Annotated in this window: 28 protein-coding genes, 1 tRNA gene, 1 riboswitch and 1 other annotated feature; of the genes, 12 read left to right on the top strand and 17 right to left on the bottom strand. The window is 50.9% G+C overall.

Annotated features, from left to right (window positions below; genetic code table 11):
- Positions 1–10: 10 nt before the first annotated feature.
- The 3 genes from hypB to ACTS3T_RS08025 all read right to left on the bottom strand — a co-directional run bounded on the left by hypB (position 11) and on the right by ACTS3T_RS08025 (position 2,480).
- On the bottom strand, positions 11–706 hold the full coding sequence (hypB, locus tag ACTS3T_RS08035) for a hydrogenase nickel incorporation protein HypB (RefSeq protein WP_377967644.1): 696 nt from the start codon (positions 704–706) through the stop codon (positions 11–13).
- A gap of 193 nt (positions 707–899) precedes the next feature.
- Positions 900–1,286 carry a hydrogenase maturation nickel metallochaperone HypA gene (gene hypA / locus ACTS3T_RS08030; protein WP_377967642.1) on the bottom strand — a complete coding sequence of 129 codons (387 nt, stop codon included), beginning with the start codon at positions 1,284–1,286 and terminating at the stop codon, positions 900–902.
- A 3-nt stretch (positions 1,287–1,289) separates the two neighbouring features.
- A complete protein-coding gene (locus ACTS3T_RS08025) occupies positions 1,290–2,480 on the bottom strand; it encodes an agmatinase family protein (RefSeq protein WP_377967640.1) in 1,191 nt (396 codons plus the stop codon).
- A gap of 207 nt (positions 2,481–2,687) precedes the next feature.
- Positions 2,688–2,839, bottom strand: a riboswitch (guanidine-I (ykkC/yxkD leader).
- A 246-nt stretch (positions 2,840–3,085) separates the two neighbouring features.
- On the opposite strand from ACTS3T_RS08025, the gene ACTS3T_RS08020 reads away from it, so the two are divergent.
- Together ACTS3T_RS08020 and cobQ are read left to right on the top strand one after the other, a co-directional pair.
- Positions 3,086–3,502: an Npun_F0494 family protein gene (locus ACTS3T_RS08020; RefSeq protein WP_377967638.1), complete on the top strand. Its 417-nt coding sequence runs from the start codon at positions 3,086–3,088 to the stop codon at positions 3,500–3,502.
- Between the two features lie 67 nt (positions 3,503–3,569).
- On the top strand, positions 3,570–5,066 hold the full coding sequence (cobQ, locus tag ACTS3T_RS08015) for a cobyric acid synthase CobQ (RefSeq protein ID WP_377967636.1): 1,497 nt from the start codon (positions 3,570–3,572) through the stop codon (positions 5,064–5,066).
- 87 nt (positions 5,067–5,153) lie between these two features.
- Here the strand turns inward: cobQ and ggt are convergent, their stop codons facing one another.
- A complete protein-coding gene (gene ggt, locus ACTS3T_RS08010) occupies positions 5,154–6,713 on the bottom strand; it encodes a gamma-glutamyltransferase (RefSeq protein ID WP_377967634.1) in 1,560 nt (519 codons plus the stop codon).
- 228 nt (positions 6,714–6,941) lie between these two features.
- Between ggt and ACTS3T_RS08005 the strand changes: the two genes are divergently transcribed.
- The 5 genes from ACTS3T_RS08005 to ACTS3T_RS07985 all read left to right on the top strand — a co-directional run bounded on the left by ACTS3T_RS08005 (position 6,942) and on the right by ACTS3T_RS07985 (position 10,635).
- Positions 6,942–7,772: a DUF4382 domain-containing protein gene (locus tag ACTS3T_RS08005; RefSeq protein ID WP_377967632.1), complete on the top strand. Its 831-nt coding sequence runs from the start codon at positions 6,942–6,944 to the stop codon at positions 7,770–7,772.
- Positions 7,773–7,885: 113 nt separating this feature from the next.
- On the top strand, positions 7,886–8,311 hold the full coding sequence (locus ACTS3T_RS08000; protein ID WP_377967630.1) for a carboxypeptidase regulatory-like domain-containing protein: 426 nt from the start codon (positions 7,886–7,888) through the stop codon (positions 8,309–8,311).
- The gene (gene cbiM, locus ACTS3T_RS07995; RefSeq protein WP_377967628.1) at positions 8,311–8,952 is read left to right on the top strand and encodes a cobalt transporter CbiM; all 642 of its coding nucleotides are present in this window, start codon (positions 8,311–8,313) and stop codon (positions 8,950–8,952) included. Before ACTS3T_RS08000 ends, cbiM begins: the two co-directional genes overlap by 1 nt.
- Positions 8,949–9,707, top strand: coding sequence for a cobalt ECF transporter T component CbiQ (gene cbiQ, locus ACTS3T_RS07990; protein WP_377967626.1), 759 nt, complete (start codon positions 8,949–8,951; stop codon positions 9,705–9,707). Before cbiM ends, cbiQ begins: the two co-directional genes overlap by 4 nt.
- 142 nt (positions 9,708–9,849) lie before the next feature.
- Complete coding sequence (locus tag ACTS3T_RS07985; RefSeq protein WP_377967624.1) at positions 9,850–10,635, top strand: energy-coupling factor ABC transporter ATP-binding protein; 786 nt, start codon at positions 9,850–9,852, stop codon at positions 10,633–10,635.
- A gap of 246 nt (positions 10,636–10,881) precedes the next feature.
- Here ACTS3T_RS07985 and rplL read toward each other — a convergent pair whose 3' ends face one another.
- The 8 genes from rplL to rplS form a co-directional block, all read right to left on the bottom strand.
- Positions 10,882–11,292: a 50S ribosomal protein L7/L12 gene (gene rplL / locus ACTS3T_RS07980; RefSeq protein WP_377967622.1), complete on the bottom strand. Its 411-nt coding sequence runs from the start codon at positions 11,290–11,292 to the stop codon at positions 10,882–10,884.
- Positions 11,293–11,356: 64 nt separating this feature from the next.
- Positions 11,357–11,926, bottom strand: coding sequence for a 50S ribosomal protein L10 (gene rplJ / locus ACTS3T_RS07975; protein ID WP_377967620.1), 570 nt, complete (start codon positions 11,924–11,926; stop codon positions 11,357–11,359).
- Between the two features lie 53 nt (positions 11,927–11,979).
- Positions 11,980–12,150, bottom strand: a sequence feature (ribosomal protein L10 leader region).
- A gap of 57 nt (positions 12,151–12,207) precedes the next feature.
- Entirely contained in the window at positions 12,208–12,924 is a 717-nt protein-coding gene (gene rplA / locus ACTS3T_RS07970; protein WP_377967618.1) for a 50S ribosomal protein L1, read from the bottom strand.
- 67 nt (positions 12,925–12,991) lie between these two features.
- On the bottom strand, positions 12,992–13,417 hold the full coding sequence (rplK, locus tag ACTS3T_RS07965; RefSeq protein WP_377967616.1) for a 50S ribosomal protein L11: 426 nt from the start codon (positions 13,415–13,417) through the stop codon (positions 12,992–12,994).
- Between the two features lie 3 nt (positions 13,418–13,420).
- Entirely contained in the window at positions 13,421–14,026 is a 606-nt protein-coding gene (gene nusG, locus ACTS3T_RS07960) for a transcription termination/antitermination protein NusG (protein WP_377967656.1), read from the bottom strand.
- A 39-nt stretch (positions 14,027–14,065) separates the two neighbouring features.
- Positions 14,066–14,320, bottom strand: coding sequence for a preprotein translocase subunit SecE (gene secE, locus ACTS3T_RS07955; protein WP_377967614.1), 255 nt, complete (start codon positions 14,318–14,320; stop codon positions 14,066–14,068).
- Between the two features lie 221 nt (positions 14,321–14,541).
- Positions 14,542–14,614: transfer RNA gene (locus ACTS3T_RS07950), tRNA-Trp, on the bottom strand.
- Between the two features lie 91 nt (positions 14,615–14,705).
- Positions 14,706–15,068: a 50S ribosomal protein L19 gene (rplS, locus tag ACTS3T_RS07945; protein WP_377967612.1), complete on the bottom strand. Its 363-nt coding sequence runs from the start codon at positions 15,066–15,068 to the stop codon at positions 14,706–14,708.
- A gap of 246 nt (positions 15,069–15,314) precedes the next feature.
- On the opposite strand from rplS, the gene ACTS3T_RS07940 reads away from it, so the two are divergent.
- Both ACTS3T_RS07940 and map read left to right on the top strand, forming a co-directional pair.
- Positions 15,315–15,794 carry a cupredoxin domain-containing protein gene (locus ACTS3T_RS07940; RefSeq protein ID WP_377967610.1) on the top strand — a complete coding sequence of 160 codons (480 nt, stop codon included), beginning with the start codon at positions 15,315–15,317 and terminating at the stop codon, positions 15,792–15,794.
- 48 nt (positions 15,795–15,842) lie between these two features.
- Positions 15,843–16,685: a type I methionyl aminopeptidase gene (gene map, locus ACTS3T_RS07935; RefSeq protein ID WP_377967608.1), complete on the top strand. Its 843-nt coding sequence runs from the start codon at positions 15,843–15,845 to the stop codon at positions 16,683–16,685.
- Here the strand turns inward: map and ACTS3T_RS07930 are convergent.
- The 5 genes from ACTS3T_RS07930 to ACTS3T_RS07910 form a co-directional block, all read right to left on the bottom strand.
- Complete coding sequence (locus ACTS3T_RS07930) at positions 16,674–17,699, bottom strand: energy transducer TonB (RefSeq protein WP_377967606.1); 1,026 nt, start codon at positions 17,697–17,699, stop codon at positions 16,674–16,676. The genes map and ACTS3T_RS07930 overlap by 12 nt on opposite strands.
- A 113-nt stretch (positions 17,700–17,812) precedes the next feature.
- Positions 17,813–18,640, bottom strand: coding sequence for a hypothetical protein (locus ACTS3T_RS07925; RefSeq protein WP_377967604.1), 828 nt, complete (start codon positions 18,638–18,640; stop codon positions 17,813–17,815).
- A gap of 104 nt (positions 18,641–18,744) precedes the next feature.
- Entirely contained in the window at positions 18,745–19,743 is a 999-nt protein-coding gene (locus ACTS3T_RS07920) for a PstS family phosphate ABC transporter substrate-binding protein (protein WP_377967602.1), read from the bottom strand.
- A 338-nt stretch (positions 19,744–20,081) separates the two neighbouring features.
- The gene (locus ACTS3T_RS07915; RefSeq protein WP_377967600.1) at positions 20,082–20,969 is read right to left on the bottom strand and encodes a hypothetical protein; all 888 of its coding nucleotides are present in this window, start codon (positions 20,967–20,969) and stop codon (positions 20,082–20,084) included.
- 19 nt (positions 20,970–20,988) lie between these two features.
- Complete coding sequence (locus tag ACTS3T_RS07910) at positions 20,989–21,510, bottom strand: hypothetical protein (RefSeq protein WP_377967598.1); 522 nt, start codon at positions 21,508–21,510, stop codon at positions 20,989–20,991.
- Positions 21,511–21,719: 209 nt separating this feature from the next.
- On the opposite strand from ACTS3T_RS07910, the gene ACTS3T_RS07905 reads away from it, so the two are divergent.
- The 3 genes from ACTS3T_RS07905 to ACTS3T_RS07895 all read left to right on the top strand — a co-directional run bounded on the left by ACTS3T_RS07905 (position 21,720) and on the right by ACTS3T_RS07895 (position 25,683).
- Positions 21,720–21,974: a hypothetical protein gene (locus ACTS3T_RS07905; protein WP_377967596.1), complete on the top strand. Its 255-nt coding sequence runs from the start codon at positions 21,720–21,722 to the stop codon at positions 21,972–21,974.
- Between the two features lie 23 nt (positions 21,975–21,997).
- Positions 21,998–23,185, top strand: a complete 1,188-nt coding sequence (mltA, locus tag ACTS3T_RS07900) for a murein transglycosylase A (RefSeq protein ID WP_377967594.1) — start codon at positions 21,998–22,000, stop codon at positions 23,183–23,185.
- A gap of 488 nt (positions 23,186–23,673) precedes the next feature.
- A complete protein-coding gene (locus tag ACTS3T_RS07895) occupies positions 23,674–25,683 on the top strand; it encodes a cation:proton antiporter (protein ID WP_377967592.1) in 2,010 nt (669 codons plus the stop codon).
- Positions 25,684–25,688: the final 5 nt, after the last annotated feature.

Below are 25,688 nucleotides of genomic sequence, written 5' to 3'. Positions count from 1 at the left end.
TACCTCGTATTTAGTTACAGCTTTCGCAGCGCGATCGCGCTGCGACAAAAGTTTTTACCCAGTCAAACCAAAGCGGCAAGCCGTCTCCTGACTTAGCCGAAACTGGAATCACCGTCACCTGGGGGTTCACCTGCCTGACATTGGCTTCGATTTGGTTTAAATCAATGTCGAGGTAAGGGGCTAAGTCAGTTTTAGTGATCAGCAAGCAGTCGGCTTCGCGAAACATGATGGGATATTTCAGCGGTTTGTCTTCGCCTTCGGTAACACTCAGGAGGGCGACTTTGGCATGTTCACCCACTTCAAATTCGGCAGGGCAAACCAGATTACCCACGTTTTCGACAATCACCAACTCAAAGTCTGTAGGCGTGTATTGTTGGCTAAGCTGATGCAGCCCGCCCGCCACCATTTTGGCGTCGAGATGGCAGGCTCGTCCGGTATTAATGGCAATCACAGGCACGTTGAACTGACGCAGGCGATCGGCGTCGAGTTCGGTGGTCATATCGCCTTCAATCACCGCTAGGGTAATTTGCGAACTCAAAGCGGCCACAGTCCGCTCTAGCAAAGCAGTTTTACCTGCCCCAGGGCTGCTCATCAGGTTTAAGCAGGTAATGCCCCATTGGTCAAAGTGAGCCTGGTTGTGTTCGGCATCGGTCTGGTTGGCATGGAGCAGGTTGATGCCCAGGGCAGCGTCAAAGGTTTGGTGCATGAGTTGAATCTAGACAGGGCAGGCGATCGCAAGCAGGTATAGCTAAAAGCAGCAGGCTGAGGGCAGACGGAAAGCTTTTGGGTCAGCGGCTTTCAGCACTTAAAGGTTTCAACGCTGGTGGCTACCGCTATCAAAACAGGGTTAGCAAAGGCGATCGCATTTTAATTAAACAACAGCTTGACCAAGCCAGTCCTTATGGCCGCAGCTTGCCAGAATTAGCCCCAGCAGCAGGTTGAGTACATTCAATGCGATCGATTTTTAGCTCTCGGCCAGCACGAATCTCTTCCATTGGTGACTGACAGGTGGGGCACGCATACTGCAACCCTATCTGCGGTGCATATTCCTGCTGACAAGCGTGACAAAATGCCACCAGCGGCACCTCTTGAATCACCAATTCAGCTTTAGCCAAAAACGTGCTTTGAACTTGGGCTTGAAAGGCATATTGCAAACTGGCAGGCTCAACACAGGTAAATTGACCCACCATTAGATGAATTTTTTCAATCTGGGGGGACGCTGGCTGCGACTCCCACCAGTCACGCACGGTGAGAATCAAAGCTTTGGTCATATCCACTTCATGCATAGCTTAAGACCACCGCTGATCGACATTCATATTGGCTTCAGCCTGAATATAGGCAGGCTTTTCTGAACGGGGTAGCTGGCCTGAAACCACCAGATGCGCCATCGTGTCACAAATCACGCGAGTCGCCATCAGCGCCGTCATATCGCTGACATCATAGGGAGGCGAGACTTCTACCACTTCCAGGCCACAAATGGGGGCATTTTGCACAATCTTTTTGAGCAGATACAGGGCTTCACGAGGCAGCAAGCCACCGGGTTCCGGCCAGCCTGTGCCAGGGACAAACCCAGCGTCAATGCAGTCAATATCAAAGCTAATCCAGACACAGTCGGTACCGTCTAGCGCTTTTTCTAAGGCAAAGTCAGCCGCCGCGTCTAAGCCCATTTCCATAATGTCGGTAACGGTCAAAATGTTAGTCGCCCGTTCACGGCAAACCTTAACCCCCTGACGCGGTACCTGCCAGCCGCCAATACCGAGCTGTACCAGGTTTTTGGCTGGGGCATTGGCCATGTTGGTAGCGTGGAACCAAGGGCAGGTGTGCATGCGCTCGTCGAGGTCGGTTTCTTGGGTGTCAACATGGCGATCGAAGTGAATAATGCCCACTTTTTTGTCTCCCAGGTGGCGGCAAATGCCCCGCACTGTGGGAAAGCCAATGGAATGATCGCCGCCTAAAATGATCGGGAACGCGCCTGAGCTAAAAATGTGGGCAATGCCTTTGGAAATTTGGTCAAAAGACTTTTCGTTATTGGCTGGAATGGTAAAAATATCGCCAACATCGCAAAGGGTAATTTGCTCTCGCAGATCTACGCCTAGCTCAAAGTTGTAGGGCGTATAAAGAGCCGAAATGCGGCGAATCCCTTGAGGCCCAAAGCGGGTACCAGGGCGATAAGTGGTGCCAGAGTCGTGCGGGACACCGACGATCGCCACATCGTAGTTTCCTACTTTGCGGACGTCTTCAATGTAGGGCGCTTTGAGAAAGGTATTAATTCCAGCGAAGTGGGGCAGTTCACCTCGCGAAAAGGTAGAAATTGAGCGATCGCGGATACTCTCTGCGGCTTCTAGGCCAAACTCTAAACCTTGAGAAACCTCCTGCTGCCAGCCCGTCAGCGGCAGTTGAGCTTCTTTGGCTAAGGCTTGGTTGGCTTCTGTAGCAGCCGAATCAGAGCTAGAGGCAGGCGTACGAGATTCTTCAGTCATAACAGACCCGTAATAGAGGTATAAGGCAGCAAGGAAGGCAATGAAATCAAGCCGGGAAGAATGGACGGCAGGGAGAGGCTCTGGCTAGAAACCCTGGGGGAAAGTAGCGGCGATCAGGGTTGAGTATTGCCCTAAAGCTCAGACCTGACAGGGCCAGACCCTTGACTAAAAAACCCAGAAGAGATGCTGTGGAAAACGACCACTGCTCTCTCCCGGGCTTTTATCCCTCCGTGTAACCAGCGTCGCCAAGATATCGCTCAATTGATTAGCCTAAAGCGGCGATCGCTGGGAGCTTCTCTTGGACCAGACATTTGCAAAGCACTATACGCCTTCAAACCGGAACCCTAGAAGCCAGGTTTCTAATTTTTAGCAAACGTTAACTCAGGTTTAACCTTATTTAACTCGTTTGATGAAAGATTTCTGGCTCAACAAATAGCAAAGTTCCTTGCAGCAAAGCGTAGTCATCACTACCAAATCCTAGAAGGCGACTTGCCGCAACCCAGAGGCGATCGCATTTTTTCGCCTCCTGACTGGCAAATGCCTAAGTTAACCGAGCATTTGCGCCTAAACCCCATTAAAATCATGGATAGTTAAACAACAGTGGTATGGACACCAACTCCTCGCAAGTGAGCGCCATTGAGTATCCACTGGCAACGCTTGAGCGGGCAAACCGAGCAGTGCAATGTTCCCCGTTCAGGCTAAAGCTACTCGCCGACATGCGCAGCCAAAGTGTCTCTATCAAAGCGATCGCAGATGATCGCGGTATTAGTAACGGCTACACGCTGCGTCCGCTAGCCGAACTTATTGCCGAAGATGAATTGCTTTGGCTGATTCAAGTCGGTCTATTGCGCCGAGAAGTCGATGGCCAAGGATTGACGGATAGCTTTCGCCTGACCCCACTCGGTCGCCAACTGGTGGAGAGGTGGGCAGCAACCGGATTTCCGGATCGGCGTCCGTCCCTTCGGGATCAATTATATAATGCCTTGAACCGCTGGCTAAGGCTGCCAAACTGGCTACAGTAATCAGCAGGTTCGTTTCTCAGCATCAGTCGTTGGCCCAATTTGAGCAATCTGTCCTGGAGGACTCCGCATGAAGGCAATTATGGTAGTGGGGACAACTTCACATGCCGGTAAATCCTTGTTAGTCACTGCCTTGTGTCGTATCTTGAGTCGTCGAGGCTGGCGCGTTTCCCCCTTTAAGGGGCAAAACATGGCGCTTAATGCTTATGTCACCACCACTGGGGCAGAAATCGGCCATGCGCAAGCGGTGCAAGCTTGGGCCGCTGGGGTAGCCCCCCAGGTTGAAATGAACCCAATTTTGCTTAAACCCCAAGGGGATGCTACTTCTCAGGTCATTCTTAAAGGACGGGCAGTTGGACGTACAACAGCCACCAACTATTATGAGCAATATTTCGAAGCGGGCTGGCAGGCCATTCAAGAATCACTGGCTCGCTTGGGGCAAGAATTTGATCTGATTGTGTGTGAGGGGGCAGGTAGTCCGGCAGAGATCAACCTTAAGCACCGCGACCTCACCAACATGCGGGTTGCCACTTACCTAAAAGCCCCTACAATTTTGATTGCCGATATCGATCGCGGCGGCGTTTTTGCCCATATCGTTGGCACGCTAGAGCTATTAGAGCCAGAAGAGCGATCGCTGATTAAAGGCATCGTCATCAACAAATTTCGCGGCCAACGAGAACTCCTCCAGCCCGGTATTGAATGGTTGCAAGAACGAACTGGCATTCCGGTGATTGGGGTGATTCCCTGGCTTGACGAATCCTTTCCGGCGGAAGATTCGTTGTCGCTTCTCGATCGACAGCAGTCTAGCGACAATAGCGAAATCAACGTCGCGGTGATTCGACTGCCTCGCATTTCTAACTTTACCGACTTCGATCCGCTAGAGGCGGAACCTAGCGTTTCAGTTCGCTATGTCGGCCCCAAAGAAACGTTGGGGTATCCAGATGCCGTGATTTTGCCGGGATCTAAAGCCGCGATCGCCGATTTAATTTTGCTCCAGCGCACAGGCATGGCTGAAGCCATTCAAAACTATGCAGCCGCTGGTGGTACCGTTATGGGCATTTGCGGTGGATTTCAAATTATGGGTCAACTGCTAGCCGACCCCGAAGGCATTGAAGGTCATGAAGGTCGCTACAAAGGACTAGGCTTGATTCCGCTGCGCACCGTCATCACATCGCAAAAGATTGCCCGCCAGCGTTCAGTCACCTCTAAATATCCTCAAACTGGGCTGCCCGTAGTGGGCTACGAAATTCATCAAGGTCGCACCCAACTGGTGACTAACGACAAAGAAGAAACCGAAGCGCCCGTCTATCACTCTCTGTTTGACGACCGCAGTTTGGGCGTGGTAGATGATAGCCTCTCAATTTGGGGCACTTATTTACACGGCATTTTTGACAACGGCCCCTGGCGGCGAGCCTGGCTCAATCGCCTGCGCCAGCAGCGAGGCTTGGGTTCTCTGCCAACCGGGATTTCTAATCACCGTGAACAGCGCGAAGCCATGTTAAATGCCCTAGCCGAGACAATTGAATCTCACCTTGACCTTAGCCCCATTATTGAAACCGCCCCCTAAAGTTGTGGCCTTGCCTTGCTTAACCTCACTAGGCGCTAGGAATGCCGCGATCGCTGACGCCTAGCTGCCTCTCGGTTAAACCTAACCTTACGGTACTGCGGCGATCGCGCCACTGCGACGGGCATCGCCAGCCCCCTCAATGCGTCCGTCAGCATGAGCCATAACGGCGTGGACACCCCCAAAAAACATATTTTGCTGCTGCCACCAGATCCAGCGATCGACAGTCCAATGGGGAGCAGCTTCTAAGCTGGAACGATCAAAGCCAGGTTCTAAGTTTAAAACACCCCGCTCCCAGTGAATCCGGGGGGCTTTGACAGCGGCCTCAATGGGCATACCAAAATCAATTAGATTTGAAATCACCTGCAAAATAGCCGTGCGAATTCGGTTAGAGCCGCCCGAACCCAGCGCTAAACAAGGGCGTCCCTCTAATAGCAGCAACGTTGGTGCCATCATTGAAGACATCCGCTGATTTTCCTGCCACTGGTGAAAACCTTGCGGATTAAGGTCTTCTTCGCCCAGCATATTGTTCATCATCATGCCCGTACCCGGAATAATATAGGACGAGCCTTCACCGTTAGAAGTGGTGATGCTAGCGGCATTGCCCTCGGCGTCAATCACGCTAATGTGCGTGGTGCTGCCCCATTTGCGGCCAATAGGGCTAAGGTCAGCGCTATAGCTGGTTAAATGGCTAGGCGATAGAAAAAAATCGGCAATATTCTTTTGATATAAGTTGGCATCGTAGCCGTCACGACGCGCCTCATTGGTTAGCCGCATAACAGTGGCTAACGTTTGCAGATGGGCAGGGCTACCCGGTTCTAAATTGCTAAAATCAACGTGTTCTAGCAGTTTGAGGGCAAAAGCAATCAGGGTGCCCCCCGAACTGGGCGGCGGGTTAGTTAAAAGCGTCGCTCCCCGATAGCAAATTTTCAACGGCGATCGCTCGATCACCTGATAATTGGCCAAGTCAGCCGCTGTAAGATAACCGCCCTGCTGCTGACAATCTTGCACAATCTGCTGGGCGATCGCCCCTTGATAAAACTGTTCCGGTGCCTGCACCAGCGCAGCTAAAGCCGTCGCAAAATCGGCCAAATAAAACTGTTCTCCCGCCTGTAAAGGAAAACCTTGCGGCGCATAAATGGCCTGGGTGGCCGGGTTGGCCGTCAAAATTGGCTGTAGCAGGTCATAGCAATAAGCCTGAAAATCATTCACCCGAATTCCGGCTGTGGCCCAGTGCATCGCGGGTTCAGCCACGACTGACAACGGTAGCCGCCCCAACTGACGGTGTACCTGCACCAATCCTTTGAGTACGCCAGGTGTGGCGATCGCCCCCAAACCAATATGAAACTGCTGGACAGCATCACCAAAGTTAGCTTCAATCGGATAAAAATTCAGCGGTTGCAGGGTCTGCTTTTGGCGCGGCGTTTGGGTAAAAAAATCAAACAAGGTATCGCGACCCTCTGCCGTATGAGCTAGTAAAAAGCCGCCACCCGCCAGGGATGTCAGCACCGACTCGCTGACACAGGCAGTCAAAACAGCCGCGATCGCCGCGTCAAAAGCATTCCCGCCCGCTTCTAGCATGGTTGCCCCCGCTGCGGCTGTTGTCGGATGCCCCGCAGCAACACAACCTTTATTTTGTTTTCCTCTCATTATCCCCACCCCCCGCATTTCTCCGCTGAGAGACTAGTGGTAACGTAATCAGCAGCCACCGCGAAATTTTGGCTTGACCCAATTTGATCTCAGTTCTATCCATCCTTATAAACGTATCCATTATCTTTTCAGGACTGGATCGATTTTTAGCTGAGTATGCGTTCTCTTTGTTTGACCGCTTTTGCGCTGACCGTTGGGGATTAGACTACCACTTGAGGAGAAACGAAGATGAATCGACCAGCCTCTATCTTGTTGTCTGGAGCGGCTGTCGTAACAGCTTTTTTAGGCGGATGTACTGCCTCCGATCAGCCACAAACGCAGACTGCTGATGAGCCTGGAACGTTGGCACTAAGAGCAAATGGCGAAGATTTTGTTCGCCAAGGATTTGTCACCAAGGATGGCTGGCAAATTGATTTTGAGCATGTCTACGTCAACCTGGCTGATGTCAAAGCCTATCAAAGTGATCCCCCTTTTGATGCCAACGCCAATGAGTCGCTTAAAGCGATCGCAGAAATCCCATTAACCCAAACGCAAACAGTTGACCTAGCCGAGGGAGACGAAAACGCTGAGCCAATCTTAGTAAGTGAGGTAGAAGCACCTGCCGGACAGTACAATGCCCTTTCCTGGGATATGGTGCCAGCCCAAGCAGGGCCAGCAGCGGGTCAAGTGATCATGCTAGTAGGTACCGCTAATAAAGACGGTCGCACCGTAGACTTTACGCTCAAGTTTGATCAGCCCTATAGCTACGTCTGTGGTGACTTTGTCGGCGAAAGTCGCAAGGGTATTTTGCAACCGCAAGCCAATGCTGACCTAGAAGCGACCTTCCACTTTGATCATCTCTTTGGCGATGGCGAAGCCGCTGCCGACGATGAAATTAATACGGGTGCTTTAGGATTTGATCCTATTGCAGATCTAGCCGCAGGCTCAGAAGTTGAAGCCGACCTAGCCCAGCTAGAACAGCAGCTCTCGGCTGAAAACTACCAGCTTTTGAAAAACGCTCTGATGGGGTTAGCCCACGTGGGCGAAGGGCACTGCAAAGAAACTGAGGTAACGACTTAAGCCGGGTTGCAGCCATCTTGATGGGGTAACCGTTGCCGCTGCAAAACTGATTCGCTAGCTTTAAATAATTTGCAAAGAAGGTAAGTGTGAAAGGCAAACTCATAGTGCCACTCGTGGCCTTCGCCTGCTTAGGTGCTCAAACTCAGGCGATCGCCCACGGCGCTAAAATTGACTATCAAGTTCAGTCAGCCGTTGCCATCCAAAGTAGCTATGACAACGGCGAACCCATGAGACAAGCCCAGGTAGCTGTTTACGCGCCGGATAATCCCTCAGAGCCGTGGCTGACGGGGCAAACCGATGATGCAGGCAAGTTCGTTTTTACGCCCGATCCAGCGATCGCAGGCAATTGGGAAGTGCAGGTTCGTCAAGCTGGCCACGGTGACATTGTCGCGATTCCTCTCAATGCCGATTCAGAACTCCAGGCTGCCATTGTTAAAGGCAGTACGGGGTACAGCTTGCCGCAACTAGTGCTGATGGGGCTAGCCGGGATTTGGGGCTTTGTCGGTACAGCGCTTTTCTTCTCACGGGGGAAACGCTAATGCATATTCCTGATGGCATTTTACCTGCGTCCGTTGTGCTGACTGGATATGCGGGCACAGGTTTGGCTACCTGGTATTCACTGCTACAGATCAATCAACTGGAGAATCCGCAAGCGGCTGTACCCAAGGCATCTCTGCTGACAGCCGCTTTTTTTGTCGCCTCCTGGATCCACATTCCCGTTCCCCCCACCAGCGTCCATCTGATTCTTAATGGTCTGCTAGGCACGCTGTTGGGCTATTTTGCTTTTCCAGCCATTCTCATTGGCTTGCTGTTTCAGGCTGTCATGTTTCAGCATGGGGGTCTGTCTACCTTAGGCGTCAATGCTTTGATGATGGGTATTCCTGCGATCGCAGCGCATCATGTTTTTCAACTGCGCTATCGCTTTAAGCTTACTCAAGCCAAAGGGCTAGCGGTATTGGGCTTCATTTCCGGCGCGTTAGGACTCGGCCTCGCTGTTTTGATTTTTTTCAGCTTGCTGATCACCTTTTTGCCAGCCGGACTGAATCCTCAAACAGAGCGGGCTGCCATTACCGGATTAGCGCTGGCTCACCTTCCAGTGGTGGTGCTAGAAGGATTTTTCACCGCCTTGCTGGTGTCGTTTATTTATCGAGTCAAACCAGAACTTTTACCGCAGCGATGAAACTTGGGCTTGATGACTACGCTCGTTTAGATTCTCCTATCCATCGGTGGCTGCCCAAATATAAGCTAGTGGGACTGATGGCCTTGATTCTCGCTTTTTCATTTGTTCGCAGTCTGGCTTTGTTACCGGTGATGGCGCTTAGCACCTTTGGGTTCTATCGCAGTGCTGGGCTGCCTTTTCAGTTTTGGCGACAGCGATTGCAGATTCCAGGCATTTTTCTGGCGGTTGTGGTGTTGCTGTTGCCTTTTCTATCTGGCAGCACCGTTTGGCTTAGCCTGGGGCCACTGTCGCTCTACCAAGAGGGCAGCCTCGCTGTGGTGCTCATCTCCGTTCGCTTCGTCTGCATTTTGACGTTGGGCTTGGTTTTGTTTGGTACCGCTCCCTTTTTTGAGACTATTCGCGCGATGCGATCGCTGGGTTTGCCACCCATCCTGGCCGACATGACGGTGCTGACCTATCGCTATATTTTTGAAATTGGTGACTATTTTCAGGCCATGCGCACAGCGATGCAACTGCGGGGCTTTGAAAGCCATCGACTAAACTGGCGAACCCTAAAAACGTTAGCCGCTCTAGCTGGCAGTCTGTTGATTCGCAGCTATGAAAAATCTGAACAGGTTTATCAAGCCATGTTGCTACGGGGGTATGGCCAGCGTTTAGCCACCACGCGCCAGCCGAAGCCAACACCGCCCGATACGGTGCTACTAGTTATGACGTTGACGCTATCAGTCGGCATTTTGATCGCAGAGCTTTTCTAAACGGGCTATTGAGGCATCCTTTTATTTCTTTTCAAAAAGTTTAATAAATACCTTTGAACAATTTTCTGATTCACCTGGCTTTCAAGGCGGTTTTAGCAAATTATTTTTAAGCTGGTAAACAAGTGTATGTTGTGTCGCCCCTATGCTAAATCAAGCTCAGCAGGCCATCAGCAGACTGCCCTATCAATCGGTTGAGCAGTCTGAAATGGACGCTTTGAAGGTTACTCGTCTGGCCTATGCCTATCCTGATTGTCCCGCTGTGCTGCAGGGAATTGATCTCAGCATCGCTACCGGAGAGCGAGTCGGTCTAATTGGCCCCAATGGAGCAGGTAAGACTACGTTATTTCTCTCCATTTGTGGCGTGCTAGCCCCTCAAAGCGGCCAGGTTCAGTTGTTTGGCCAGCCTGTTCAACCCGGCAGATTCAGACCAGAGATTGGTTTAGTTTTTCAAAATCCTAGCGATCAGCTCTTTTCACTCTCCGTTGAAGAAGATGTCGCCTTTGGCCCCACTAACATGGGGTTTTCTTGTGAGGCGATTGAGGAACGGGTTTGCGAAGCGCTGCAACTCACAGGTGTCTTTGACTTGCGCCACCGTCCACCCCACCATCTATCCGGGGGAGAACGGCGTATGGTGGCGATCGCCAGTGTTCTAGCTATGCGGCCTCAGTTGGTCATTTATGACGAACCCAGCGCTAACTTAGATATGCGATCGCGGCGGCGTTTAATTCGCTTTTTGCAAGCGGCTTCTCAAACTATTCTGGTTTCCTCGCACGATTTAGAACTTGTGCTAGAAGTCTGCGATCGCGTCATTTTGCTCGATCAAGGACGTATTATTGCCGATGGCGCAGCCAGTGAAATCATGGCAAACGCCCCCTTAATGGAAGCACATGGCCTAGAGCGCCCGCATTCCCTCAGTCATCGGTGCTAATTTACCCCGCACGCTAAAAACAGAAGGTTAAGGGCAGCGGCTTTCGCCAGTTGAAAGGCTTTAATGCTTGAGGTTATAGCTATATAACTAAAAAATCCCTACCTGTTTGATTAGGTAGGGATTTTTGCAGTAGCCGTCACGATAACGTCAGTGATGGTTTTGACTAACGCATACCGGATGCCGGATTCAGATCAAATAGCCTGTCGCGGCCAACCGCTAACGGCAGACCAACGACACTATCTAAATCTACTTAACGCTAACCTTAGCGCCGGCCTCTTCCAGTTGCTTCTTGGCATCTTCGGCCTTTTCTTTCGCGACTGCTTCTTGAACAGCCTTTGGCGCAGATTCAACCATTTCTTTAGCTTCCTTCAGCCCTAAACCCGTTAGAGAGCGAACGACCTTAAGAATAGCAATCTTCTTATCAGCAGGTACTTCTTCAAGCACTACATCAAACTCGGTCTTCTCTTCTTCAGGTTCAGCAGCGGCAGCGCCCCCTGCAGCACCCGGCATCATCCCCGGCATCATCATCATGCCGCCACCCGCCGAAGCGGAGGCATCAACACCAAAGGCTTCTTCAATTTGCTTAACCAGCTCAGAAGCTTCTAGCAAAGATAAAGTCTTAAGCTGCTCGAGAATTTGATCAGTTTTTTCAGACATGAGTGGGACTCCCTAATAGTCAGTCAAACTTTATAGATAACAAACAACAAATTGGGCACAAGCGTTAAGCAGCATCGGCTTGATCTTTGTCCGCGACTGCTTTGATAGCCCGTGTCAGAGAAGCCGGAACTTCCTTGATACCAACAGCCAGCTTGGTCGGTACCGCCTTGACGCCCACCGCTAGCTTGGTTGTGTTGGCCTGGATAGCTCCCGCAATCCGAGCAATCAACTCTTCCTTGGAAGGCAGATCAGTGATGGCCTTAATATCGTCTTCACTGAGTGCCCGACCTTCCATCACCCCACCCCGCAGGATGGTTTTTTTGGTGTCTTTTTGAAAGCCTTGATAGGCTTTAATAGCACCGCCTAAATCGTCTTGAACCAGCAAAAAGGCAGAAGATTCCTTAAGAAACTGCTGCATAGGCTGCCAGGTCTTGTTCCCATCTACGGCAATCCGCATCAGGGTATTTTTAGTCACCTTACAAACAGCCCCTTTTTCCCGCAGGCGATTGCGCAGGTCGGTAATTTCGGCTACGCTCAGACCTTTGTAATCAATCACTAACGCCAGTTGAGCCTCACTTAAGAGGTTCTGTAGCTCAGCGACGATTTCTTTTTTGCCTTCTAACGTTCTCCCCATACTGGGTTTCACCTCCTCTATTCGGGGATAACAACGAAGCTCATTTCCCTAACTACCAGTACATCAAAGCCCCAGTCTTTCAACCGAGGCTTAGCAATCCCCTAAACCAAAGCTTACCTAAAGCAAACTTCAGCTTCTTGGAGATGCCATACCTCGGCAGGCTATTAAGCAATTCAAATTGCTAATGACGCCCCTGCTGTCTTCGGCTGGCTATTCAGTTAAGGAACTCTTCCAATGGCGTCCTCTCAAAAACTAGGGCTTTGATGTATAACCAAACTTTATTAAGCGATATCAGCTAGCTTGAAATCCCGCAGCGCTGCTGTATCAACCGGAATTGCTGGCCCCATTGTCGCCGCTACAAACACGCTGCGCCAATAACGACCCTTAGCACCAGACGGTCGATTACGGTCAATCGTCTCTTGCAAAGCTTTTAGGTTAATCAACAAATCTTCGGCTGAAAAGCGGGCTTTGCCAAACATAACATGAACAATCCCCGTTCTGTCAGCTCGAAATTCGAGTTTACCTGCCTTAAATTCTTCAATGGCCTGTGCCAAATCAAACGTGACGGTACCCCCCTTAGGAGAAGGCATAAGACCTCGCGGCCCCAACAAGCGACCCAGCTTGGCCACTTTGGGCATCATGTCAGGGGTAGCAATCAAGATGTCAAAATCCATCATGCCTTTTTGAATTTCGTCAATCAGTTCCTCAGAACCCGAAATGTCTGCGCCAGCATCAGAGGCTTCTGATACCTTTTCGCCTCTAGCTACAACCGCCACCCGTACTTCTTGGCCTGTTCCTTTGGGTAAAGCAACGGTTGTTCTTAACTGCTGGTCAGTATATTTAGGGTCAATTCCTAAGCGGATATGAGCCTCAGCCGATTCTGGAAACTTAGCAGTTGCCGTTTCTCTGAGGAGCTGAAGCGCTTCTAAAGGCTCGTATAAACGATCTTCAACCTTAGTTCGCAGCTCCTGCATTCGACGTGAAACTTTTCTAGTCATAATTAACTCCTTGGGGTGCTAACGAAGCTAAACCTCTCCCCCGAATTACTAAAATTCTTGGTTTTACCTAATTGCTAACGGTAATGCCCATGTTGCGGGCAGTTCCTTCAACAATTTTCATAGCCGCTTCAATGTCATTGGCATTGAGGTCAGGCATTTTAGTTTGAGCGATTTCTTGGAGTTGGGCACGTGTGATTGAGCCAACTTTGACCCGGTTGGGTTCACCCGATCCTTTTTCTAGACCTGCGGCCTTTTTAATCAAAACCGAAGCAGGCGGCGTTTTGAGGATAAAGGTAAAACTTCTATCTTCAAAAACAGAAATTTCAACCGGAACCACTAAGCCAACCTGATCAGAGGTTCGGGCATTATACTCTTTGCAAAACGCCATAATATTCACCCCGTGTTGACCCAAGGCGGGGCCAATGGGGGGAGCTGGGTTTGCCTTACCTGCCGGAATGGCTAGCTTAATAATTGCAACAACCTTCTTCGCCATCGATTAACTCTCTTTTTGCACTTGATTGAATTCCAGCTCCACAGGCGTATCTCGACCAAAAATGGACAACAGCGCCTTAAGTTTGCTGCGTTCTGGGCTGACCTCAATGACTTCACCTTCAAAGTCTTTAAAAGGCCCTGAGAGAACCACAATTTTGTCTCCCGGAGCCATGTCTACCTTGACGACAGCTTTTTGCTCTTGGGTTTGTTTGAAGATGCGCTCAACTTCAGAGGGGCTAAGGGGCATCGGCTTAACGTGGCCGCGACCGCGACCGTAGTGTCGCCGTTGCTCAGCGCCGACAAAGTTGATAACGTGGGGCGTGTTTTTAACCACTGACCACGCTTCATCATCCATCACCATTTTGACCAAAACATAGCCTGGGAAGACTTTTTCATCAATATTTTGGCGGCTACCATCTTTGCGAAGCTTGACAGCAGGCGTTTGGGGAATCTCAATTTGAAAAACTCGGTTGGCAACGTCTAGAGTCTTGATCCGCTGTTCCAAATTGAGCTTGACTCGCTTTTCACAGCCAGAAGCCACTTGGACGGCGTACCACCGACCCTTGACCGCAGAAACGCCCTCGTCTGAGGAATCGAACTCTGCCTCCATCGGTTCTTCATAATTGAAATCATCCGATGTGAAAGCCATTTAAAATACCTGTCTAGAAGCAAAACTGAAGAGTTTATCAATAAGATAAATAAGCGTTGCTGAAAGGCTAACCATAAGAATGACAGCCGCCGACTCGCTAATTAGTTGTTGGCGGCTTGGCCAAACAACCTTGCCAAGTTCTTCTTGAGTTCCCTTCAAGAAATCTGCGACGCCAAAGCTGCTATCGGAGGTTTTCACTTCCGCCGCCTCTTTTTTCGTCTCTGTGTTACTGGACGTAGTGTCTTTTTTAGCCACAGTTAACCTAGTAATCCTCCGTCAAGCTGACCCGCGAGCAACCTGCTTTTGGCACACAAAGCACGAGGATGCTTTTCACCTCATCCGCTAGCCTGCTTTCACAAAGCAGCCAACCTTTACCCTGAACCACCCAAACAACAATTCTACCCGAAGTTTAGCCACTTGAGTATTTTGACCAAATACCCCTGTGCTTCGGGTAGCCGTTGATAGCAGTGATCCAGCGCGCCCTCGAGGACTCGAACCCCGGACATCAGGTTTTGGAGACCTGCGTTCTACCAACTGAACTAAGGACGCATGTAGCCCAAAGGCCAATACTTAACGTTACTAAGTTAATAGTAGACCTTAAGGCGACCCTAGGAGGCAACGACTGCGAAACTTTATTTCGTTAGACAGGGCGGTCAAACCGCTGCTTCAGTCGAGTTGCTTTACCGACGCGATCGCGTAGATAGTAAAGCTTAGCGCGACGAGCCTTGCCTCGACGCAGCACTTTAATGTTTGCCACTCGCGGAGCATGGAGCAAGAAAACCCGCTCGACACCAACCCCTTGGAAGACCCGACGAACCGTAATCGATTCGTTGATGCCACCATTGCGCATAGCAATCACAGTGCCTTCGTAAGGCTGGATCCGCTCTTTGCCGCCCTCTTGAATACGGACGCCGACGCGAACAGTGTCGCCGACATAGATCTCAGGGAGATCGTCTTTTAAGTGTTTCGCTTCGATTGAGCGAATAACTGCTTCAGCGTTCATAGAGCCTTAAAAAGCACACGGTCTTTTATAGTACGTCAAAGTTCACAAAAAGACTAGCCCCTTCTAGGATTTTTCGCCTCATTTTTTAACCCTGTAAGTTGAAACCGTTGCTACGCTGCTGAGGTGGCTGCAATCAACGCACCTAGCGCTAGAGCGTTGTTGGCAGATTGCCTTACCATTGAAGTTAAGGCTGCTTGATTTGGCTTAGTTTTTAAGTCCAAGTGCCCAAGTCCAATTTCAAAAACCATGCAATACCTCCAACAATCGCTTCGTACTTTTTGCATTAGCCTGGTTCTGCTGATTGTGCTAGCCACGGGTATTGGCCTAATTCTGGGGTGGACAGAAGCAGCAGGCGCTGTGGCCGCAGTTAGCCAAGCCCCGATTGAAGTACAGATCCACCTTGGCAACTCAGCTAACGAGCTAAAATTCGAGCCAAACTCCTTAGAATTTGCGGTGGGTCAACGCTATCGGCTAGTGCTCGACAACCCCAGCGGCCAAAAACATTACTTCACGTCCAAAGACTTTGCTGACAATCTTTGGACGCAAAAAGTGGAGGCGGCGGGGGTTGAGGTAAAAGGGGCCGTGCATGAACTAGAACTGAAGCCAGGTGCTGAGGCAGAATGGTTTTTTGTGCCGATGAAGCCAGGGACTTATGAGCTGTATTGTTCCATTGCTGGCCATGCTGAAGCGGGTATGGTGGGGCAAATTACGGTCGAGTCTACTTAAGAACCACCATTCTGTAGCTATCTCAAGCCATTATTGACTCAGTTTTGTATGAACATCCTGACCAATTTGATTTCTAAAGCTTCTCCGCGTTTGCCTGTAATTGATCGGCCTAAAAAGCGGGTTCGGGGCGTAGAGCTTAAAAACGAAGCTGAAATTGCCACCATGCGTCAGGCGGCTCGAATTGTCGCAACTGTGCTGAAGGAAATTTCTGAGCGGGTAAAGCCCGGAATGACGACGGCAGACCTAGATGCCTATGCCGAGCAGCGGATCCGAGCTTTGGGCGCAACGCCTAGCTTCAAGGGCTATCACGGTTTTCCGGGATCGATTTGTGCTTGTATTAACGATGAAGTTGTCCACGGCATTCCCCGGCGACGCAAAGTGATCCGAGCGGGAGATGTGCTAAAGGTGGATACGGGAGCTTACTATGAGGGCTTTCATGGAGATTCTTGCATCACTATTGGTATAGGCCAGCTTCAGCCAACTGCGCAAAAGTTAGTACAAGCAGCGGAAGCGGCTCTTTATGCGGGCATTGCTCAGGTTAAACCGGGCAACTCGCTGCTAGACATTGCTGGGGCGATTGAGGATTCTGTGCAGGCTAGCGGTTTTAGCGTGGTGGAAGAATTTACTGGCCATGGCGTGGGACGCAACTTACACGAACCCCCTTCTGTTTTTAACTTTCGTACTCGCCAGCTACCTAACGTTAAGCTACAAGCGGGGATGACGCTGGCGATTGAACCGATCTTAAACGCGGGTTCTAAACACACTAAGACCTTAAGCGATCGCTGGACAGTTGTAACCGTCGATCGATCGCTATCGGCTCAGTTTGAGCATACGGTTTTGGTGACTGAGTCAGGATATGAAATTTTGAGCGATCGCATGTTAGTTGAGTAATGCTCTAGCGGCTGTAGAATCAGCCCTATCATCGGCCTTAGCAGGCTGAAAGCAGCGAGCAGCATCATAGTCAATTGTTACGTCATAAACGTAGGTTTGCGATCGCTCTGTTTGCTCAAATGACTGGGCTTGAATAGCTGCGATCGCCTTTTCGTTAAGACCTTCGTACCCGGTACTTTTCAGCAACACGGGGAGATCGATCAGGTTGCCGTTAGCAGCGACTAAAGCCCCCACTTTGGCAGATTGCGGTGCTTCGTGCAGGCAAACTTTGAGCGGATAGGCAAGCGTTACCTGGGAAGAAATCGGCGGCGCTAAATCAGCCGTGGCCGCAGTTGCGCTTAATTGAGCCGTCCACGCCGCTAAGTTTGCGGTTGCTTCTGCCGGAGTGGTATTGCGCGGGTTGTAGGTATAGGCACGGCTAAGGTAATCAATGTAGCTAATCAGGGCTTCGGAAGCAATCATGGGTTGGGCTGCTAGCGTTTTTGCATAAGCCAGCAACCCTGCTAGTGGTTGAGCATTATCGGTTGTCTCCGATGCAGAGGGCGTCAGCGATCGCGTCCTACCGTCAGCGGCAGGGGTGGTTCTGGCATCAGCGTCGGCTGGCAAAGCTGAAATTTCGGCTTCAACCGAGCGCTGAGACTCAGATTCTGTCGCAGTTTGGGTAGATTGCCGACGTCTAGAGGCAGCGGGACGTGGCGAACTGTTCGGCCTGGTTACCCTGGCAGATGGCTGGGCTGATCGCTGAGTTCCGCTTTGAGCCGCAGACGGGCGGGCAAATTGCTCAGCAGGTTTAGCTTCTGAGGCGGTAGCGGCTTCGGTTGGGGCGGTTGGCGGGGGTAAGCGAGAAATGGTAACCGTTTCTTCAGCCGTCGCTTCTGGGCGGGGGATTTCTTGCGAAGAAGACAGCGGCACAAATAACACAAAAGCATGTAGCCCCAGGGCTACCAAAAAGCCCAAAGGCATCCAGCCAATGAGCGATCGCGTCCAAGGATTAGGCTTATCGGGGGGCAGCATTGTATTTTCTTGGGTACTTAAGTCGCTTGGTTAGGGTTGTCTCAATACTCAGCGATTTATCCGCCAGCAGCCCCAGCAGCCCCGCTGGCTAAAACCCGTTGATGCCAGATCGATCAAATCTGACGAGGATCGCTTTGCCAAACTAGAACCGCCGTTCCACCTCTGAGATCAACCAAAGAAACATAGGCCGCAGGGGTTCCTTCAGCATTGATTAAGGTATAAAGCCGCTGGTTGCCGTAAAGCTCGTACTGAGTGACATCAAACGTTAATCCAGCGGCTTCAGCCGTGGGAGCTAAGTCTTCACTGGCCACTAGCTCAACATTGCGGGTGATGTACTTAAAAATACTAACGTCAGCAACAGGCTGGCGATCGCCATTAAAAAAAAGGCTGCGCTCTTCTGGCGGCAAATAGCGATCGATTAAAGCTGAGTACAAGTTACTCCAATTGGCGGTTTGATCAAAGTTACCGTAGTCAACCGCTTCAAGGCTGCCGACAAAGCGTCCTTGCCCTACCCCATCGAAGGTCGATGTATCAGCTTCTACATCTTCACTCTGATCGGTGCCTGAGCTATCAGACTGCTCGGTTTCAGCCTGTAGGTTCTCTAATTCTTCTGGCGGCAACGTTTCCTGTAGCTGGGCTAGCTTTTCGGCAGAAGGGGGAACAGGTGGCCTCGCAGATGGCTGAGGGTGCTGAACAGGGGGCTTAGCAGCGGGGGGCGCAGCCGTGGGAGGTGCCAGGTTAAGAATATCTACCGGAATAATTTCTTCTTCGGGTTCAGGCAGGGGTTCTGCTTCGGCAGGGGTCTTTTCGGGATCAAGGGCTGAGGGCAAGGGCGCTACCAGCAGCAAGCTATGCAGCGCTACCGACGTCAATACTAGCGGATGGTAAAACCACCGCCACAGGGTCAATTGACTAAACTTCGAGTTTGAGAAAAGTGCCATTTAGCGGCATCTAACCAATATCAGCTAGTTAGCCTAAAGCCCTAGGACAACCTATGGGGCCGTCCTAGGACTCGACTGGCTACAGGTTGGGTAGTTTTGGTCTTTTAGTTGCCGTTAACAGCCGAGTTGAGCAGAGCCAACACGCTGCTCTCAGCCGGAGCGTTGCTGAAGACAGAACCGGTAATGCCAGCATCTACAAGCTGCTGACCTAGCATATAGGCTTCTTCAGGCAGCGGTACATAGCCGACTTCTGAGATCAGGCCACGATTGCTCTCACTGAGATAGAAATCAACAAACTGGCTGACTTCAGGCATCTCTAGGGCGTCTTTGCGGACGTACATAAAGATAGGCCGAGACAACGGCTGATAGGTACCATCATTAACCGTCTCTGGGCTAGGAGATACTGGGCCACTGCCATTGTCAACGGCGACCGCTTGGAGTTGGTCTCTGTTTTCTTCGTAATAAGCCAAACCAAAGTAGCCTAGGCCACCAGGCGTGCCAGCAACTCCTAGAACAATGACGTTGTCATCTTCGCTAGCAGTGTAGTCAGCGCGGCTGTCGCCATCGAGGATGACTTCACCAAAGTAATCAAACGTACCAGAATCGGTACCTGGCCCAAAAAGAACTAGGGGCTGGTTGGGGAAGTTGGGACGAATTTGGTTCCAGTTGGTGATCGTACCTTCAGCCGAAGCTTCCCACATGCGCTTCAGTTCGTCTACGGTTAAAGACGAAGCCCAGGTATTGCTATTGGGTACAACTACCGTCAGCGCGTCGTAGGCAATAGGGATCTCGACATACTCGATGCCGTTAGCGGCGCACAGTTCTTTTTCTGAGTCTTTGATGGGGCGAGAAGCGTTGGAAATTACAGTCTCACCTGCGCAAAACTTCTTGAAACCGCCACCTGTTCCAGAAATGCCAACAACCACACTGATGTTGGGGTTCTCAGCGATAAACTCTTCTGCCATAGCCTCACTGATGGGGCCGACAGTGCTGGAACCATCGATTAAAACTTCTGTTCTATTTTGGGCAGATGTGTTAGCAGTTAAAAGCCCTAACGTGGCAGCTACAGCCGCTGCACCCAGGAAAACACGACGATTCAGCATACAAACACTCCGCAGCGCTTAAGTTTTTTTACGTAAAATCCAAGCCAAAATTTAGGCTACGGCGTAAAGATTAAGGACAAGTCGCTAGGAGTTTATGAAAACTTTGTGCTTTGGTTAAGAAGACAAAAGCTAGCTTGAGCGTTTGTTGCTGTCTAGACGGTGCTGCAGCAGTACAAAAACTTGAGCGCGATCGCTGCTTTTGATCCCGAACTCACGTTCCGTTAAATCTGCTCGCTGCCTTTGGCGATCGCCGCTGGCTCAAAGTGGCAGCGGCTTTATACCGTGGATAGGCAACGCTTCAGCAGTCATTTTGGGGGTTAGGCGGCTTGGAGGTCGAGCTAAATCTCGGCTACGGCTCGCTCAACCAAACGACGGGCTAGGGTTTGGATTCCCGTGTGTTCGTAATAGTTGGTGCTCATGTCTAAAAAAGCGCCAAAGTAGTCTAGTTTGTCATCGGCGATATCTACAACTTTTTGAAAATTACGGGTAATTTTCTCTGGGGTGAGTCCTTTGCGACTGACAAAGCTCCCCATCCAGTCTTTAGTTGAGTTAAAGCTAGCTTCAATAAAGCCAAGCTGCTGCGCCGTATTGCTACCAGGAATCAGGTCTTGAATTCGCTTAAAAGCACCGTTTTCTTCTAAATCCTTAGGGCCAAGTCGATTCAGCACCAGCCCTGCTTGCTGAATAAAGTTAGGGCCAAGGGGAACTAGACCATCAAACGAAACCAAAGCAGCCATCCGCATCAGCGCTTCGCCGCCATAGTCGCCTAAAGCTCTCACAAAATCCCCAAGACTATCGCCTGGAATGCCATTAATCTGGCAAAAGGCTACCACTTCGGTTACCAGTTTAAGGCTGAGGTCAATCGTTTGAGCTTTTTCGGCCTTGGGTGTCAACTTGTTGAGAAACCCTAAAAAAGAAACATTTTCGCCGACTTTGTTTGCTAAGGCAGCGGTGCCTAAAGCTCCCCCAGTTTTGTCAATCGTTTGATAAAGCCACAGCGCCCGCTGATAACCCTGGGACTTATCGTTAAAAAGCTGGATAGCCCGTTCGCCAATTTGCTGGATGAGGGCTTCGTTCGTTTCACCCGTAACCTTACGAATGGTGTTTTCGAAGCCGATAACGTTGTCCCATTCTCCAGGTAAAGCAAAATCGAGCGATCGCAGGGCATAAACGGTCAGATTACGTTCTGGTAGTTCATCAACCAGTTCATAGATAGGCTTGCTCATGGGATTTTCCTTACCTGAATTATTTAACTAATTGCTCTAATCCGGCCAAGTCAAACTTTTGTAGCCAGACTTCTCGATCGTCAGCCGTAAATGAACTGTCTCTAGAGAGGACTTTCACCTGAATGCGATCGCCAACCAAAATACTGGTTGCCGTATCACCTAAGAGCACAGCCGGATATCCGGCAATTGTGCGATCGCTGCTTTCATACTTAGCCACTGCTGACGGATTGTTAGCCGTGTCTGAAACAGCCAGCATAGCCAACTCAGTTCCGTTTTGCTTCAGCTTGGCCTCAGCAAATCCAGATTTTTCTTGGGTATAGACACGTTCGTAGCCGTTTTCCTCAGGCGGAAAAAACGAGTTGAACTGACTACCGGATAAAACGGCATCCGTCGAAACAGTTTCGGCTGGCTGAGTAGACTGAGCCTGTTCCCAGCGAGACTCCGTTTTAGGAGCACTACAAGCAGACAGGAGCAGAACAACGGCGAGAAATAGAGGCGTAATGAACCGAACCGATTGACGCAACATAGCTTTTTGGCGCATAGCTTTCCATCAGAAACCTTATCTAGCTCTGACAGCATGCTCCGAAATCTAAAGATTTTCTACCGTTGTTTTACCAGAGGACGTGGCTTAGTCCAGCCGATCAGTTCCAGCAGCGGCAGAATTTAAACGGCTAACTAGACGATTAGGTGAAATTTTTGAGTCATGCCAGCCCATAATGAGGACTGTGAAATTCAACCCAGCAACTGAATATGCCAAGAACACCTAGCGAATACATTATTCATATGCTTATGGAAGGCGGACACCGGGAGGAAGTGCGCTTTTCAACCGTTCAAGAATTTCAGAAGTGGTACAGTGGCGAGCTAATGCCCAAAGCGCACTCCGATGACTTTATCAGTGTGCCTGTGCCCAAAATCAATCCGGGGGAGTATATGGTGGTTCGACCCTCTAAGATTATCGGCATTCGCGTGGAACCTGTCTTTAGCTCTAGCGTCGAGCGATATTAGGACAAAGTCTAGAGATTCAGGCATTGCAGTATCTAAAATCCCTTGCTTGGTTTTTAATTAGCGCTGGGCTAGTGATTGGCTTGTCAGTAAGTCCTAGCCTAGCGACTCTGCCGCTCCGCCCCATCACTTTTGCAGCCGCTCAAGCTATAGCAGTTGCGCCGCTAGGGTACGATGCTGAGCTTTGGGGCAGCGAACAGACGGCGGCAGATTGGCGATCGCTTTTAGCAGCGATTGATCATAGCCTGCACTATTTGGCTACGCCTCAGGCGGCGGCAGCATATGCCCAATATCCGGTGGCTCCTATCAGCCGCGATCGCGTTCAGCGCAGTCTTAGACGTTTCCGTCAGTTAGTTCGCACTAGCCCTACCCCTGCGGCATTGAAAGCGGCTGTCGAACGCGAATTTACGCTGTATCAAGCTGTGGGGCACGATGGCGCTGGAACGGTGGACTTTACAGGTTACTTTGAACCGTCCTACCCGGCTAGCCGCGTCCGCACTGATGAATATCGCTATCCGCTTTATCGACGGCCACCGGATTTAGAAAGCTGGCCGCTGCCGCATCCTACCCGGACTGAGCTAGAAGGCAACGACGCGTTACAAAGCAACCAAGGGCGACTGAGAGGCTTAGAACTGGTGTGGCTACGCGATCGCCTACAGGCTTTTTTAATTCAGGTGCAAGGTTCAGCGCGGCTAGAGCTAACGGACGGCACCCAAATGAGCGTTGGCTATGCCGGACGAACAGAATACAACTACACCAGCATAGGCCGCAGCTTGATCGACGCTGGCAAAATCGCTGAAGCAGACCTGACACTACCCGTTTTAATCGACTATTTTCGTCAGTTTCCGGCTGATTTAGATGTGTACCTACCGCGCAATCAGCGCTTTGTCTTTTTTCGAGAAACCTATGGTTCGCCTCCTATTGGCACCCTTTCAGTTCCGGTAACGGCTGGCCGCTCGATTGCCACAGACAAAACACTCATGCCACCTGGAGCTTTAGCCTTAATCAACGTAGCCCTGCCGGTATCGCAGCCCGATGGCACCTGGGTCGCAGAAACGGTCAGTCGCTATGTACTCGATCAAGACACTGGCGGCGCTATTCGAGGGCCAGGGCGGGTTGATTTGTTTATGGGTAGTGGTGCAGCAGCGGGCGATCGCGCCGGACTCATCAACACCTCAGGACAACTCTACTATTTGCTTCTCAAAGAAAACTAGCAAAATCGCTTACCCTTGAGCAGCCCGCTAGTGAATCTAGAAAATCCAGGTAGCGACAATAGCCAACCACCGATCAACCACCGATCAACCATTGGCCAACACACAAAACCTGGCATGTGTAGCAGTAGCCCCAAGCATTGAGCCGTTGACAGACAAGTTTTCCTTCTGCCCTCTGCCCCCAAGCCTTCTATTTTTAACTCTAGCTACAATTGCGGCCTTATCTAGCCACCATCGCTGTTTCAGCCATCGGCTAGCCAAGGAGGTCAATTTGCGGTGGTATACTAGCAAGACTGTCCTGTAGAGTGGCTTGCTCAGGGTACACCGTTGTCATCTGAACTAGACGCGTTACCCTGGGGAGTGAAGCATTTTGTCATCTTGCAAGAGTGATCCGACCCTTAAACAACTGGCTTCGAGGTTTGGGTGCGCGAATCGAGCTTTGCCGAGCGGGTTCCGAGTAGAAACCGTAGCTGTCACCTGCTGAGACGTCTATGGATACTCCTTTTGAGATTACGCTCCAGATTGTATTAACCGTTCTAGCGGGCATTAGTGCTCAGGTGATTGCAGAGCGGCTTAAAGTGCCGAGCATTATTTTTCTGCTGGCCTTTGGCATCTTGTTAGGGCGTGACGGCTTTGGCGTCATCCACCCTGAACTGCTAGGCGTCGGCTTAGAGGTGATTGTTGCCCTTAGTGTGGCTTTGGTGCTGTTTGAAGGTGGCCTTAGCCTCGAACTGAAAGATTTGGGGCGGGTTTCCGGCAGCTTGCGAAATCTGGTTACTTTCGGTATTTTCATTACGCTCATTGGCGGTGGGATGGCGGCTCACTGGTTGAGTGAGTTCCCTTGGCCAATTGCGTTTCTCTATGCCTCTTTGGTGGTTGTCACCGGGCCAACGGTCATCAACCCTTTGCTCAGGCAGGTACAGGTCGATCGCAAAGTAGCCACCCTCCTAGAAGGTGAAGGGGTTCTCATTGATCCAGTCGGCGCTATTTTGGCCGTTGTCGTTTTAGATATTATTCTTAACGGCGATGCCGACCCGCTGGCCGTGGTGAGCGGTCTGCTGGCGAGACTAGGAATTGGCGCACTGATTGGCGCTTTAGGCGGTTCGCTACTGGGTATTTTCCTAAAACGAGCCAATTTTTTAACGGAAGAACTGCGTAACCTGGTGGTTTTGGCGGGTCTGTGGGGATTGTTTGGCTTAGCCCAATCTATTCGCGATGAATCTGGCTTGATGGCTACCGTGGTTGCTGGAATTGTCGTTCGCGCCCTCTCGGTACCCGACGAACGCCTCCTGCGGCGATTTAAGGGGCAGCTAACGATTCTAGCGGTATCGGTTTTGTTTGTTTTGCTAGCCGCCGATCTTTCTATTGCCAGCGTTTTTGCCCTCGGCCAAGGAGCGGTTTTTACAGTGGTGACGCTGATGGTGGTCGTGCGCCCGGTCAACATTGTGCTGTGTACCTGGAATAGTGACCTGAATTTGCGCCAAAAGATTTTTTTGAGCTGGGTCGCACCGCGCGGTATTGTTTCGGCCTCTGTGGCTTCGTTGTTTGCCATTCTTTTAACGGAGCGGGGCATCAACGGGGGAGATGCCATTAAAGCGCTGGTTTTCTTGACAATTTTGATGACGGTACTGGTACAGGGGATTACGGCAGGTTGGTTTGCGCGGCTCCTGCGCATTACCTCAACCCAGGCGCAGGGAGCGGTCATTGTTGGCTGCAATCCACTGAGTTTGCTAGTGGCTCGGCTATTTCGCGACTATGGCGAATCGGTTGTTTTAATCGATACTGATGCCGATGCCTGTGAACAGGCGCGGCAGGCCAGCTTTACCGTTTTTAGCAGCAGCGCCTTAGATGCAGATGTGCTGGAGGAAGCTGGCTTAGACTCTGCCGGAACATTTGTGGCAATGACCAATAACGGGGAGGTCAATGCGGTTGTAGCGCTGCGGGCGATGGAGGAGTTTCAACCACCACGGGTGATGGCGGTATTTCCCAGCACGAACAAAGCGCAAGAAGACAATGGTGCCACCGCGAAGGTAAAACATGCGCTGGTGACAGAGCTGCCGATTAAAGCCTGGAATACTTATCTTAAAGATGGGGCGGTGAAGCTGGGCGAAACCTGCTTGCGGCAGGACGGCTTTTTGTTTCAGCAGGCACACTTAAAAGCACTGGTGCGCAGTGGCGAACTGGTGCCTTTGCTGATTATTCGAGATGAAAAGCTACAGCTCGTAGCAGCCAATGATGACTGGCAAGCAGGCGATCGCATTATTTATTTACTCCATGATCCCAAGCCAAAGCTGCTAAAACGGCTCTCTGGCGGTATTAGCCAAGAACTCACCATTGAGCGATTGCCTGCGGTGGAAGAAGTGCCCATGCCCCAACCCATTGCCAATCCGCCACCGCCGCCACCACCGGGTGAAGCCACTCCACCCAGCCCAGACAACAACGGGGCGGGTCAAAAAGCAGCCAGCCAGCCACCGCTAGAACCCGAATCAACCCCTAGCTAAGCCAG

The organism is Almyronema sp., assembly GCF_052168255.1.
Lineage (GTDB): Bacteria > Cyanobacteriota > Cyanobacteriia > Phormidesmidales > Phormidesmidaceae > Sphaerothrix > Sphaerothrix epifaneia.
This window is presented reverse-complemented; position numbering and strand designations above follow the sequence as displayed.